Source organism: Terriglobia bacterium (genome assembly GCA_020072785.1).
In the GTDB taxonomy this organism is placed as follows: domain Bacteria; phylum Acidobacteriota; class Terriglobia; order Acidiferrales; family UBA7541; genus Acidiferrum.
Genome location: JAIQGG010000001.1, coordinates 617,023 through 630,662, shown reverse-complemented (window position 1 = coordinate 630,662; position 13,640 = coordinate 617,023). Strand labels below are relative to the sequence as shown.

Below are 13,640 nucleotides of genomic sequence, written 5' to 3'. Positions count from 1 at the left end.
GCCCCATGGAAGAGTTTTGTATTCCACGGGGCACGAGGCACAGCTGCGGCGGCTAGTCGTTGAGCACGGGACGCAGCAAAGCAATGACGAAATGGGCGAAGGTGGAAGCGCCTTCGTCGAGCTGCAGCCAGCGCACTACGCAGTGGTCGTTGACGTATTTGCTGACGCGGGCTTCGGGAATGCCCAGATGATCGGCGAAGCGCTCTTTGATGGATTCCTCGCCGCGGCGGGAAGTGCCGCTGCTGCGCAGGAAATTGGCGATGCCGATGCGCAGGGTGGCGCAGTTCTCCGCGTAGTAATAGGTGGTCTGGTCGGCGTCGGTGATCAGAAACACGCCGGGTCCCGCCGGGGCCCGGTCGGCATGCTCCATGAGCGAGAGCGGGCTGGCCAGCAGGCGGCGTAACTGCATCTCCAGGTGCGCCAAACGCGAGGAGAGCGCAGGATCTCCGGAACGCGCACGCGGCCCGGGCCCAGTGGCCTCACCACTGGAGATGTATGTAGGCTCATGCTCGACGCGGCGGATCACCGGGGCAGCCGCAGGGAGTTCCATGCGTGGTTCCCGTGCTTCCGGGCGAGCCGGGCGCACAAGCGTTTCCGCCGCTGCCGGCGTCGCCGCCGCCGCTTCTCTTCCGCGGCGGTGCTTGCGTCCACCGCGGCGTCCGCGCCGGCGGCGCTTGCGGTCTGCGGGAGCACTGCCCTCGACGGAGCCACCCTCCTCTGCGGCGCTCGCTGCACTCAATGTGGCTGCCGGCGCTGCTTCTGCTGTGCCGGCTTGAGATGGTTCTTCGATCGAGAAATTCGTTTCAGATTCGAACACTTTTCCTCCGGCCTCTCCGGCCGTGCTGCTCAGTTCCGCTTCGTGCGGTGGTTCTGTGACGGCGCCGCCTGCGAGGCGCGCCGCGGCCTCTTCCGCCTTTTTCTTCCAGTCAGCCCGGCGGAAGCCTTCGGAAGCCGTGCGGTACCAGCGCGCGGCTTGCGCCATCTGTCCCGCAGCCTCGAAATGCCGCGCCAGTTCGAACGCAGCCATGGCGTCGCGCGTCTTCTCGTAGAGTTTCTCGAGTTGGCCAGCGGGGTCGGCACCCGTGCGGGCGCGGCGGATACGTGCCTGGATCTGCTTCCAATCAGCCATGCTGCTTCTGCATTGTAACAGTGTAGGGCCAAGGAGGCCAGAAACATGGCATTGGGCAACCCCTCCAGGACAGTCCTAGTACGAAGGTATTACTCCTCCTAATAGTATGCAAAAGATTTCCACAAACAAGTAATTGACTTGGCATAAGAAATCTCGTAGTTTGTTTTCTAGTCCTCCGGAGGTGCTAGAGTGGTTTTTTCGCGCGGGCTGGCGACTGCATTTGTCTGCGTGAGTTTGGCCGTCCCCTCCATACCAGCTGCGCCGCCGACAGCGCTGGGTATGGTTGTAGCTGCTGAACGCGCGCATGCCAGTAAATCTGCCCTTTCCGCGGGTACCACGCTGTTTGGGGGCGAACGCATATCCACGGAAGCGCAAGGCGCAATGCAGGCGCGTATCGGCAATGCCCGCATCTACCTCGGCGCAACGAGTTCCGCCACGCTGGCGAACGATGCGGAGGTTCCGTCCGCAACGCTGACTGCTGGCACACTGACCTTCTCCGCAGCCAGCGCCAACAGTTTCGAATTGCGCGCCGGCGATGCCCAGATTCGCCCGCAGAGCAACGGCCCCACCGTGGCGCAAGTGACCCTGATTGGCCCGAAGGAAATGATCGTAACCAGCCGTCGTGGGCCGCTCTCCATCACCATCGGAGAAGAGACGAAGTTGATTCCCGAAGCCGGCTCCTACCGGGTGCTTCTGGACGCTCCGGCCATGCCGGAAGCGCAGGGACCGCGCGGGTCGGGCTCCGGCTCGCCGCAGAGGTCTGGCCGGTCCAGAGACCGCATCCTGATCGTGCTGATTGCCGCGAGCGCGGGGATGACTGTCTTCGCCCTGCACGAAGTCTTCGAAAGTCCGAGCCGGCCGTAACGTTTTTGAAATTCCTTTCAGCATCTTAAAAAAAGCCCACGCGGGGATTGCCCGCGTGGGCTTTTTTGCAAGATCCGCAGCGGTGCGCATCCCCACGTTGCTTCCGGCAGGCGGCTTCTCTTCAGCGGTTCCCGGCCGCCTGGCTAGGTCGTGGCGATCGCGTCGATTTCGACGAGCGCGTCCTTGGGCAGCCGCACCACCTGGACGGTCGAACGCGCTGGCGGGGCCAGCGGAAAGTACTGGCCGTAAACTTCGTTCATCGCCTCAAAATCATTCAGGTCCTTCAGATAGACCGTGATTTTGACGATGTGCTGCATCTTCGTGCCCGCCGCCTCCACGATCCCCTTGAGGTTTTCCATCACGCGTTGGGTCTGCTGCTTGATATCTCCAGCCAGCATCTCCCCGGTTTTGGGGTCCAGCGCCACCTGGCCGGAAACGAAGATGAATCCGTTCGCCTTGTTGGCCTGCGAATAAGGTCCGATGGGCTTCGGTCCGCGATCCGTCAGAACGACATCTTTCATAGTGTGCTCTCCTTGGAAAAAGTGGCTGCAGACGCGGGCTGGCTTTCATAGCGCGCGCGAAATCCGGCGGGTACGCCCGGGTGCTTCATCCACAGACGCACAAACTCCGCGACGTTGTGATGCGTCTCCTGCTCGAGGGCCGCGATCAGATCGTTCAGGTCGAAGCCGCGGCCTCGCCGCGCCTGGACCATGTGACGCAGGGCACGGTTGAGGGCGGCCTTACCGAATTCATCCTGCAAGGCGTAGAAGAAAAGCAGGCTTTTTTCCGGCCGCGGCTCGTGTTCCCGCACTTGCCGCCCCGCGAGTGGCCGCGGCAGGACCGCCAGGACGGAACGAATTATCTCCTGCCGGGCCTGCGGCCCTTGCACCGCTTCGCGGCCGAGGTTCGCCGCGAAAGCGGGCAGCTCGGAAAGCGGAGCCTGCTGCTTCTCAGGGGCGGGATCCTGCCCATAGCCCAGCCAGTTCACGGCCAGCAGGGGCGCCGCGGCTGCGGCCAACGCCGCCGGCTCCTGCGCGAGGCCGAGAACGGCGCTATCCAGAAAGGCGGTCTCCGCGATGCCGCCGGGACCATGCACGGCCTGCAAATATTCCGCAGTAGCGCGGGCGCAGCCCGAAATTCCGGGGCACTCCACGATCCACACGTGCCGCCCGCCCTTGCGCTCGCCGAACATCTCGTCATAAGCGTCGAGAGCGCGCGCGAGGGAGTCCGCCACGCTCTGCAGCCGGGCTGGGTCCTGCGCTTCCCGGGTCCAGAAATGCACGCGATGCGAGCCAGACTTCATCTGGCTCTCGCGGTACGCGCCGGCGGCCACAAAGGGGTGGCGATCGCGCGCGTGCTGCGCAAAACGCACGCGCACTTCCTCACCCGCCTGCACTCTTCCCACTTCCTGGCCGCTGGCATGCACGAGGAACCCCTGCGGCACGCCCACGAACAGATCCCACTGCGCCGGGGGGTCGCCACCGGTGGCGAAAAGTCCCGGGGACGGGAGCAACTGCGGGACCCAGTCTTCCGCGGGCAGATAGAAGGCATCGGAGGCAAAATCGAGCTGCGCGGGATACGCATCGGGGCGCAGAAGGTCACAGGCGAACTGCAGGGCGTGGCGCTGGCGGAGACCCCAGGCGGAGGGCAGCGTCAACTGCGCAATGCGGCTGCCGTTTTCCATGCGGACCGCGCCTGGCAACGCCGCGCCGTCCAGGGCAAAGCGCAATTCGCTCGCGTGAAAGTAGCGTTGCTCGGGGAGGAGCACTTCCAGGGTCTCCAGGGGCCGCGTGCCTGTATTGAGGAGATAAAACTCTGCGGTGATTTCGATGCGCGGCGCGCCGGGAACGAAATGAACGTGCACGGTCTGCTTTTCGACGGTATAGCCCGGGCCGAGGGGCACGGCGCAAGCGCCGGCACCCAGCGCCACAAGAAGCAGCACGGCGGAAATGGCCAGGCGGCGATGGCACGAAGGGGGCACGTTAGGACGATTGTAGCGAGCCCGGACGGACAGCGGAAGCAAAAGTCGCGAGGGCGTGCGCATGGAGCAGGGGGAGCTCAGCGGCGGCGGCGGTAGTGGCGCACAAAGCCGGTCTGGTTGCGGGCCCGCTCGCGCGCCACGCTCTCGCGCTCGGCTTGCTCGTCCGTCATCCCTTCGTTGACGCGCTGGAGGATCTGGCTCTCGGTGAGGCCCGTGTTTTTCAGGTGGCCGATGGCCGCGCCGGACAACGTCGGAAGACCCTGGGCCCGGCGATGCAGAATGTTCAGCACGAAGGAGGTGGAGAGGCCGGTAAGGCGCAGGGTGACCGCATCGAGGCTCAGAGTGTCGATGTGATCGGTTTGCGCCATCTCCAAAATCTCCGGTTCGCTGAAGCCGCCGCGGACAAGACTGATCATGGCATCGGAGCTGGTGAAGGTGTGCTGGTGGGCATGGGCCGCGCTGATCACGCTGACGCAGGTGTCGTCGGAAAATCCGGCTCGTTTGAGCTTCACGAGTTGCGCGACTTCTTCGTCGTCGGTGTTCAGAGCCTTCAGCTCCTGCACCTTTCCGAAAAACATTCCGGCCTGATCCAGAGCACGGTAATCGGTGAGGGGATGACGGCCGCAGCCCCCCGCAAAAGCGAGTAAGAGTGCGCAGAGAAGAAGGCGTGGCCCCATGAGCTCATTGTAACCGCTGGAAGCGGGAGACGATTCCCGTGTGCTGTGTGGGATACCTGGAAGAAGTCAGCCGCGGTAGACGCGCTCGACACGGAACACGCCGGCGATTTTCTTGATGTTCGCCAGGATCCCCTCGAGCTGCCGGCGGTCGGAAATGTCCAGGTTGGCCTCGATGCGCGCATTGGCGCCGTCGGGCCGGCTCTCCAGGTTGCGGATGTTGGTGCCCGTGCCGCTGATGACCGAGGTGACTTCGGCCAGCACGCCGGGGCGGTCCTTGGTGCGGATCAGCAACTGCACCGGGAAGGTGGTTTTCCCGGCGCCGCCCCACTCCACGGCGATGCGCCGCTCGGACTGGTAGAGCAGGTTCTGCACGTTGGGACAGGCGCGGTTATGCACGGCCACGCCGCGGCCGCGGGTGATGTAACCGCTGATCTCGTCGCCGGGAATCGGGTTGCAGCACTTGGCGCGAAAGACCAGCAGGTCGTCCTGGCCGCGCACGACCAACGGGGACTCGTCCATGCCGAGCATGCGCTTGACGGTCTTGACCAGCGGCGCCGCGGTGTCTTCCAGAGCGGGCACCGCGGCCGGAGGCGGTTCGCCGAGAATCCGCGCGATCACATGACGCGCGGAAAATCTTCCGAAGCCGACGGCGGCGAAGAGATCCTCGGGGCGGCCGCCGGCTCCGCAGTCCGACGCCGCGCGCGCCAGATCCTCCGCGCTGATTTTCCTCAGGCTGCGTCCAAACTGGCGCGCCTCCTTCTCGAGCAGGCGCCGGCCGATGTCCATGGCTTCGGCACGCTCCTGCACGCTCACCCAGTGGCGGATCTTGCTCTTGGCGCGCGAGGTCTTGACGAAGCTGAGCCAGTCGCGGCTGGGGGTGTGCCCCTTCTGGGTGAGGACCTCAATGACGTCGCCGTTGGCGATCTCGTGGCGCAGGGAGACCATCTGCCCATTGACCTTGGCGCCCACGCACTGGTGGCCGATCTCGGTGTGCACGGTGTAGGCGAAGTCCACCGGCGTGGCCCCACGCGGCAACTCCAGCACACGCCCCTTGGGGGTAAAGGCGTAGACCTCGACCGGGGAAAGATCCATCTTCAGCGTGGAGAGAAATTCGCCGGGTTCCTGCATCTCCTGCGTCCACTCCAGCAATTGGCGCATCCAGCCGATGCGCCGATCGTCGGCGTCGGAGACGCTCTTGCCGTCCTTGTATTTCCAGTGCGCGGCGACGCCTTCCTCGGCGATGCGGTGCATTTCCTGCGTGCGGATCTGCACCTCGAAGGGCTGCCCGCCATGGATCAAGGTGGTATGCAGGGACTGGTAGAGATTGGGGCGCGGCATGGCGATGTAGTCCTTGAAGCGCCCGGGCACCGGCCGCCAGATCTGGTGGACGACGCCGAGTGCCGCATAGCAGTTGCGCTCGGTGTCGGTGAGGACGCGGACTGCCAGCCAGTCGTAGATCTGCTCGAGGGGCCGCTGCTGGCGCAGGCTCTTGCGATGCAGCGAGTAGAGGCCCTTCACCCGCCCCTCGACCTCCGCGGGGATGCCGTTGGCAACCAGCTTCTTGCGAATGGTGTCCTGCACTTCGTCCAGAAATTTCTGGTGCGCCTTGCTCTTCTCCGCCACTTCCTTCTGCAGCTCCAGATAGGCGTCCGGCTCAAGGTGCGGAAAGGCCAGGTCCTCCAGCTCACCGCGGAGCACGCTCATGCCCAGGCGGTGGGCGATAGGGGCGTAGAGCTCCAGGGTCTCGCGGGCGATGCGCTTCTGCTTCTCGGGATCGAGATACTCGAGGGTGCGCATGTTGTGCAGGCGGTCGGCCAGCTTGACCAGGACCACGCGCACGTCGTTGACCATGGCCAGGAGCATCTTGCGGACGTTTTCGGCCTGGCGGGCTTCCGGGGCCAGCAGATCGAGACGGCCGATCTTAGTGACGCCCTCGACGAGCCGCGCCGTCTCTTCCCCGAAGAGTTCGGCGAGTTTGGCCAGGGGCAACTTCGTGTCTTCGACGACGTCGTGCAGCAGAGCCGCCGCCAGGGTGGTGGCGTCCATGCGCAGGTCGGCCAGAATGTGCGCCACCTCAAGAGGATGCGAGAGGTAGGGCTCGCCCGACTGGCGAGTCTGGGACTTGTGCTGGCGGCTGGCCAGCTCGTAGGCGCGGCGCACCAGCTCGGCGTCCTCTCCCGGACGGTTTCTGCGCAGCTTCTGGAGCAACTCTTCAAAACGCAATTCAAGCTGCCGGGCGGTGCGGTCCCGGGTGAAGTTGACCAGCGGATTGTGAAGGCCAGGCATCTCCTTTTATTCTACGCCGAGAAGACAGGAGAGTCGAAGCGAAGGCGGGGAAACGCAAAGCTGTGCTGAAAAACAAACCGGGGCGCGAGTTACCGCGCCCCGGCAAGACTGCGTTTCTGGACGTGCCTCAGGAAGCAGGCGACTGCTGCGACTGCTGGTCCAGCTTCCTCTGTTTGATTTCCTTGACCTTGTCCACCAGATCGTCGGCCTGCTTGAGCAGGTCGTCGCGCTCCTGTTCGGTCTCCACCACGTCCGCCTTGCGGCGATAGAGCAGGTTGAGATAGGCCAATGCGTCGTCATAGTCGGCGCGCAGCGTGCTGGCCTGTTGCAGGCTCTTGATTCCCTCGTCGATCATGGTGGCATACTTGCTGGCGTAATCCTGGCGGATGGCTGGGGGCAGGGGATCGGTATCCTTGATCTGCTTCCGGACGTTGTCGCGGTTGTAGGTGGCGCGCATCTCGGCGTTGGCGCGGAAGGCCAAGGTCCAGTCGATCACGCCGACCCAGTAGTACGGCTCGGGATCGTCGGGCTTGATCTGGATGTGCTTCTGATGAAAGCTCTTGGACTCCTCGAATTTCTTGGGGTCGTAGGGCTGGCCGGCCATCTGGAAGAGGATCGAGCCGATGCCGTCGATGGCGCTGAGATTGTTCGGGTTGATATCCAGGACCTGCTGATATTCGGAGATCGCCTGCTTGCCTCGGTTGACGTTCTCATCCGAGGGAGCGCCGGGAATATAGGTGCTGGCATAGGCGGTGGCCAGGTACAGGCGGGCGTTCAACAGCGTGGGGTCCGCTTCCTTGGCCTGCTTGAACTGCTCGATGGCCGCATCGTACTGGCCGGCCTTGAAGGAGGCGACGCCCTTGTTGAGGAGGTCGCGAGCCTTCAATTTGTTGCAACCCGCCGTGCCCATGGCGAAAAACACCAGAGCTGCAAGCACCGTTGCGCGGCGGCCTATCCGAACCCATTCAGTGAGCTTCATCGGAGCAACCATCCCTGCGTAATTTTTTTTGGCGCCCCAGCGGGCGGCGCGTTTTCATCCGGTAGTGATCGCAAAAGCGGTCCATCCGGAGTCGTCCGTAACGGAACTTCTACTGGCCGGCTTCGATCTTGGCCGTGATCAGTCCAACCTTGTCAATGCCGGCGCTGCGCATGAGGTCGATGGCACGCGCTACCTGCTCAAACATGACGTCGTCATCGCCCTTGACGAAGGCCACCTTCTCGGCGCGCTCCTTGAAGATCGTTTCCAGGCGCGGCTCCAGGCCCTCCCAGTTGGTGTCTTCGTTGTTGATCTTCAGCTTGTTGTTGAGCTCGACCTGGACCACGACGGTCTTTTGCTCTATATCCGGGTTCACCACCTGATCTTTCGGCGGCGGCTGCGGCACGAGCGTGTCCATGCCCTTCGGCGTCAACGGCGTGATCACCATGAAGATGATGATCAGCACCAGGAGGATGTCGATGAGCGGGACAACGTTCATGTCCGCTAATGCGCCTTTGCTTTCTCCTACCTGCATTCCCATTGCGGGTCTCCTGTCAGCCGGCGCGTCTTTGCGGAACCCGGCTGTTCAGCCGCGCCGGAGCCACTCTCCGGCGCGGCCTGTTGCACACTTGCAAACGAATGGACCTTCCCACGAACTGTCGTACAGCGCCCCCTCAGCTGGCGGGGGGAGTTCCGGGCCGTTCCGGAGCGGTGATCTTTTCGGTCAGCAGGCCCAGCGTGTCCACGCCGGCGGAACGGATCTCATCCACCGCCGCGACCACGTTTTTGTACTTGGCCCGGGCATCGCTCTTAACGAAGACCGTCTTGTCCAGACGGTTGGCGATGCGATCCTTGATCTGCCCGGCGAGGTCTTCCTTGGCGATTTTCGTGGTGCCCAGGAAGAGATCTCCGTTCTTGGTGACGGCCACGATGATGGCATCGTCCTTGTCCGCATCGGGCATGTCCTTGGAAGTGCGGGTCTTGGCCATATCCACGGACATACCCTTCTGGAGCATGGGCGTAACCACCATGAAGATGATCAACAGCACCAGCATGATGTCCGCCATGGGAATCACGTTGGGCGTGGACATCTGCGGCCCTGCCTTGGGCTTGTAAGCCATGAGTTACTTCTTTCCGCCCCGCCGCAGGATGAAGTAGTTGATCAACTCCATCGAGGAGTTGTCCATCTCCACGTCGAAGGCTTCGACTTTGTTGGTGAAGTAGTTGTAGGCCCAGACGGCCGGAACGGCGACGAGCAGACCGAAGGCCGTGGTCACCAGGGCTTCCGCGATACCGCCGGCGACGGCCGACAGACCGGTGGCCTTTTCAGCCTGAATGCCCTTGAAGGCGTTGATGATGCCGGCGACCGTGCCGAACAGGCCGACGAAGGGAGCCGTCGAACCGATGGTGGCCAGTGCGGAAAGGCCCCGCTTCATCTCGGCGTGCACGATGGCCACCGAACGCTCCAAGCCGCGCTTGGCCGCGTCGATCACTTCGGCGTCCGAGACCTGCTGGGAAGCGGACTGAAATTCCGAAAGGCCCGTCGCCACTACCTTGGCGATGTGGCTCTTCTTGTTGCGCTCGGCGATGGAGATCGCTTCATCCAGCTTGCCCTCGCGCAGCGCGCCGGCAACCTGCTGAACGAACACGCGCGACTGCTTGCGCGCGGCGCTGTACATCAGCGCGCGGTCAATCATCACGCCGAACGAGTAAATGGAAAGGATGAAGAGAATCAGCACGACGATACGCGCCAAAGTCCCCATCGTGGACAACATCGTGCGCAGGTCCCATGTTGATGCGGTCTGCAGCAACATGAACCCATATACATACAAAGTGGCTACCATTCGTTTGCTCCTTAAGTGTGTTTACAATATCCGTATTGCGAACAGGCGCGCTCAGGTCCACCCTCGGCACGCCCGCCCCGACTACTGGTTCAGAGAGAAAATCACATCCACCGTCGTGTCTACTTCGACCGGCTCACCGTTGAGCAGGGTAGGCTTATACCGCCACTGCCGCACAGCATCCAGCGCCGCCTGCACCAGCAGCGGATGCCCGGAAACCACTTCCAACTGCTGCACGGAACCGTCTTTGGCAATAATCGCGTGCAGCTTGACCGTCCCCTGGATGCGCGTCTGGCGCGCCAGCGGAGGATAGAGAGGCTGCACTCGATTCAGGATCATCGCGGCAGTCACGTTGCCGCCCTGGCGGATGCGCTGCTGCACCGGCTTCGGCGGAGGAGGACCACCCACGCCGCCGATCACCCCGCCGATCACCCCGCCCATCTGCCCGCCGGGGACGCCACCGGGCACGCCACCCGTGACGCCCGCGCCAATATCCGGCATCTCTTCTTCCTTGATGATCTTGACCTCTTTCGGGATGGCCTTGGGCTGCATCAGTTTACCGGCCTGAATCATGTGCTGCACCGGCCGGACCTTGACGACTGCCGCTGCCGCGGGAGGCGGCGGTGGCGGTGGCGGCGGTGGCGGGGCCACCAGCAGTGTCGCCATCATGGTCTTGGGCAGCGCTTCCGTGTAGATCAGCGGAATGAGAATGAGGATGCCCAACACGGCCAACTGGAAGATCATGGACACGATAACCGTCCACTTCTTGTTGGTCTTTTTCGCGCTTGCACCACATTCGACCAGATCTTCAAACATGGGTCCTACCTCCTGCCGGCTGCAGCAAGACGCCCATTGGCCGTCTCACCGCCCCGGGATTTAGTGCCGGCTGCGGGTCCGGTTCCTGCGCCCGCCTTGTGGCCGCGCCAGCGATTCCAGGCGACCACCAGGGGAGCAGCAATACCAAAGCTGGAATACGTTCCTACCACAATCCCCACTGTCAGGGCAAAGGAGAATGCGCGCAGCACCTGCCCGCCCATCAGAAACAACACCAGCACGGTGAGAAAAGTCAGGCCGCTGGTCAAAATGGTCCGCGAAAGAGTCTGGTTGATCGAGGTATTGACCACATCGGCGAACGATTCCTTGCGCAACAACCGGTTGTTTTCCCGGATGCGGTCGAAAATGACGATGGTATCGTTCATCGAATACCCAACCAGTGTCAGCAGCGCGGCTATAACCGTCAGCGAAATCTCAAAATGCAAGAGCGAGAAAAAACCCAGAGTGATCAGCACGTCGTGGAATACGGCCAGGACAGCGGCAGCTCCGTAAACCAGCTCGAAACGAAAAGCAATATACACCAACATGCCCGCCAGCGCAGTGAGCGTCACCCAAATCGCCTGGAGGCGCAACTCCGCGCCGACTTTGGGTCCGACGATCTCCACATTGCGGATGGCGAAGGTGCCCAGGGAATAATTTTCCTGGAGTGCAGAGAGCACTGCCGGGGTCATGCCCTCGACCTTGTTCAGGTCGGCGAGAGAGGTCAACACGCCGTTCGCTTCCTTATCGCGATAGTCCGTCAGTTTCTTCGCCAGCAGCGCGTAGCGCTCAGCGGCCGCGGTACCCGCGGCCAGCGGGTCACGCTGCGTCAGGAACTGAGCCAGCGTAGCCGGGGTGGCGGCATTGAAATCCGCCTTCCCGGAGGCGCTCGCCCCATAGGTAACGCTCAGCGCCTTCAGGATCTGCGCCTTGCCGGCGTCCAGGGCCTCGTCGCCTCGCCCCTTTTGCTCCAGACCGATCACCACTTCGTTGGAGTTGGGGTTGGCGATGTTGCTGATCTTCTGAATCTCGCTCGATCCGATCCCCTGCGCGGTCAAGGCTATGCGAAGCTTGTCCACGTCCGGAGGCTGCGCGAAGCGCACGTACACGAGCGTACCACCTTTAAAATCAATGCCATAGCGGAGGCCGCCCTTGCTGGCCCAGGAGATTCCGCCAAGGAGCAAAAGAAAGCCGGACAAGGCAAAGAAGTACTTTGCCTTGCCCATCCAGTCGATATTGGGCTGTTTGAAGAACTCCATCTCTTCTTTTGCTTCCCTTCCTTAGACTCCAGCCGACTTCAGATTGTTCCCGATTTCGGAAATCTGCCGGCGCCGAAAACGCTGGTCCCGTGAACCGCCAAAAAAGTACTAGGACTGCCCGCTAAAAACCCTGCTAAATACTCAATTCCGCCTGCCGCTCCATCTTCGACAGGTGATAGCCGAAAATGGTCCTCGACACATAGATCGCCGTAAACAGATTGGCGAGCAAACCGATGGTCAGGGAGACGGCGAAACCCTTGATCGGCCCCGTCCCGAACAGGAAGAGGAAGACCGCGGAAACCACGGTGGTCACGTGGGTGTCGATGATCGTCAGAAAGGCCTTGCTGAATCCGGCATCCACGGCCGACACGGCCGGTTTTCCGTTGCGCAGCTCCTCACGGATGCGTTCGAAAACCAGGACGTTGGAATCCACGCCCATGCCGATGGTCAGGATGACGCCGGCGATGCCCGGCAGGGTCAGCACTGCGCCAAAGTAGGCCAGCGCGGCCAGCAGAATGACCAGGTTGAGGATTAGCGCGATCACCGCGTTGGCGCCCGACAGCCGGTAGTAGATGAGCATGAAGAGCATCACCACGAGCAGGCTGAGGACGGAGGCTTGCAGACCGTGGCGGATGGAATCCGCGCCGAGGGACGGCCCCACCGTACGCTCTTCCAGATACTTGATGGAGGCCGGCAGGGCTCCGGCGCGCAGCACCAGGGCCAGGTCGTGCGCTTCTTCCTGGGAAAAGGTTCCTTCGATCACGCCGGAATCGTCGATGCGGCTGTTGATGCGCGGCGCGGAGTAAACCTTGTGCTCGAGGACAATGGCCATCTGGCGGCCGACGTTTTGCTCGGTAAAGGGCCCGAAGCGGCGCGCGGCTTCCGTGGACAAGCTGAAATTGACCTGGTATTGCCCGGGGACCTGCCCACGGTTTTCCTGGGCGCTGCGCAGGTCGCGCCCGGTGACCACCGCGGCGCGATCCAGCACGTACCAGTTTTCCCCGCCCGCGGCGCTGCCCGCACGGCCTTCGCTGCGCCCGCGGACCAATTCGGTACCCGCCGGGAGCACGCCGTTGTGGGCGCTGAGCGCGGCGATCTCCGAGGGATATGGGGTGGGATCCTCCACCAGCTTCAGTTCCAGCTGCCCCCCGGCCTGGATCACGGCCTTGGCGCGAGAGGGATCGCCTTCGCCCGGGAGCTGCACGAGAATCTCGTTGTCGCTGCGGCCGTGGAGCTGAATAGTCGGCTCGGTGAGGCCCAGGGCGTTGATGCGGCGCTCAATGGTCTCCAGGGACTGCTCCATGGTGCGCTGCTGGATGGCGGCGATGGCGCTGGGGCGCATGGCCAGCTGGAAGCCGGCATTTTCGCCCGCGGCATAAGACATGTCCCACAGACTGGCCAGCTGCTCGCTGACGTAATCGCGGAAATCCTTGGTGCTGTCGGGAGCGACGTTGCGCACCAGGATATGGGTGTCGTCGACGCGGCGGATCTCTTCGTAACGGATGTTCTTGCTGCGCAGCTGCGCGGTTAGACGGTCCACCGTCTGGTCCGTCTCCTGGCTGATCGCTTCCTGCACCTGCACTTGAAGGATGAGGTGTGTGCCGCCCTGCAGGTCCAGGCCCAGCTTGATCTGGTGGCCGAAGTTGTCCCGCACCTTGGACCACGAGGTGGGGAACGACGGCAGCCCCACCAGCCCGTAAACGCAGGCCAGGATGACTCCAGCAATAAACAGCGCTTTCCACTTCAGATTGGAGTTCATATTCAGAAGCTAAGATGCGCGCGTTCGCGGTGCAGGTTGACCGCTTTGCGGTCAC

At 62.9% G+C, this 13,640-nt stretch carries 13 protein-coding genes; 1 reads left to right on the top strand and 12 read right to left on the bottom strand.

Going from position 1 to position 13,640, the window contains the following annotated elements; all coding sequences use genetic code 11:
- Window positions 1–52 precede the first annotated feature (52 nt).
- Window positions 53–1,129, bottom strand: a complete 1,077-nt coding sequence (locus tag LAN61_02735) for a hypothetical protein (GenBank protein MBZ5539416.1) — start codon at window positions 1,127–1,129, stop codon at window positions 53–55.
- A gap of 381 nt (window positions 1,130–1,510) precedes the next feature.
- On the opposite strand from LAN61_02735, the gene LAN61_02730 reads away from it, so the two are divergent.
- Window positions 1,511–1,993, top strand: a complete 483-nt coding sequence (locus tag LAN61_02730) for a hypothetical protein (protein MBZ5539415.1) — start codon at window positions 1,511–1,513, stop codon at window positions 1,991–1,993.
- A gap of 143 nt (window positions 1,994–2,136) precedes the next feature.
- Here LAN61_02730 and LAN61_02725 read toward each other — a convergent pair whose 3' ends face one another.
- From LAN61_02725 to secD, 11 genes are all read right to left on the bottom strand, one after another.
- Window positions 2,137–2,514, bottom strand: a complete 378-nt coding sequence (locus tag LAN61_02725) for a RidA family protein (GenBank protein ID MBZ5539414.1) — start codon at window positions 2,512–2,514, stop codon at window positions 2,137–2,139.
- On the bottom strand, window positions 2,511–3,974 hold the full coding sequence (locus LAN61_02720) for a hypothetical protein (GenBank protein MBZ5539413.1): 1,464 nt from the start codon (window positions 3,972–3,974) through the stop codon (window positions 2,511–2,513). The genes LAN61_02725 and LAN61_02720 overlap by 4 nt, the downstream gene beginning before the upstream one ends.
- Before the next feature lie 77 nt (window positions 3,975–4,051).
- On the bottom strand, window positions 4,052–4,552 hold the full coding sequence (locus tag LAN61_02715) for a hypothetical protein (protein MBZ5539412.1): 501 nt from the start codon (window positions 4,550–4,552) through the stop codon (window positions 4,052–4,054).
- 165 nt (window positions 4,553–4,717) lie between these two features.
- Entirely contained in the window at window positions 4,718–6,937 is a 2,220-nt protein-coding gene (locus tag LAN61_02710; GenBank protein ID MBZ5539411.1) for a bifunctional (p)ppGpp synthetase/guanosine-3',5'-bis(diphosphate) 3'-pyrophosphohydrolase, read from the bottom strand.
- A 127-nt stretch (window positions 6,938–7,064) separates the two neighbouring features.
- Window positions 7,065–7,916, bottom strand: coding sequence for a hypothetical protein (locus tag LAN61_02705; protein ID MBZ5539410.1), 852 nt, complete (start codon window positions 7,914–7,916; stop codon window positions 7,065–7,067).
- Window positions 7,917–8,025: 109 nt separating this feature from the next.
- A complete protein-coding gene (locus tag LAN61_02700; GenBank protein MBZ5539409.1) occupies window positions 8,026–8,454 on the bottom strand; it encodes a biopolymer transporter ExbD in 429 nt (142 codons plus the stop codon).
- 133 nt (window positions 8,455–8,587) lie between these two features.
- The gene (locus LAN61_02695; GenBank protein MBZ5539408.1) at window positions 8,588–9,034 is read right to left on the bottom strand and encodes a biopolymer transporter ExbD; all 447 of its coding nucleotides are present in this window, start codon (window positions 9,032–9,034) and stop codon (window positions 8,588–8,590) included.
- Between the two features lie 3 nt (window positions 9,035–9,037).
- The gene (locus LAN61_02690; protein ID MBZ5539407.1) at window positions 9,038–9,757 is read right to left on the bottom strand and encodes a MotA/TolQ/ExbB proton channel family protein; all 720 of its coding nucleotides are present in this window, start codon (window positions 9,755–9,757) and stop codon (window positions 9,038–9,040) included.
- A gap of 81 nt (window positions 9,758–9,838) precedes the next feature.
- Window positions 9,839–10,570, bottom strand: a complete 732-nt coding sequence (locus LAN61_02685) for an energy transducer TonB (protein ID MBZ5539406.1) — start codon at window positions 10,568–10,570, stop codon at window positions 9,839–9,841.
- 5 nt (window positions 10,571–10,575) lie between these two features.
- The gene (gene secF / locus LAN61_02680; GenBank protein MBZ5539405.1) at window positions 10,576–11,826 is read right to left on the bottom strand and encodes a protein translocase subunit SecF; all 1,251 of its coding nucleotides are present in this window, start codon (window positions 11,824–11,826) and stop codon (window positions 10,576–10,578) included.
- Window positions 11,827–11,959: 133 nt separating this feature from the next.
- A complete protein-coding gene (secD, locus tag LAN61_02675; protein ID MBZ5539404.1) occupies window positions 11,960–13,585 on the bottom strand; it encodes a protein translocase subunit SecD in 1,626 nt (541 codons plus the stop codon).
- Between the last annotated feature and the right edge of the window lie 55 nt (window positions 13,586–13,640).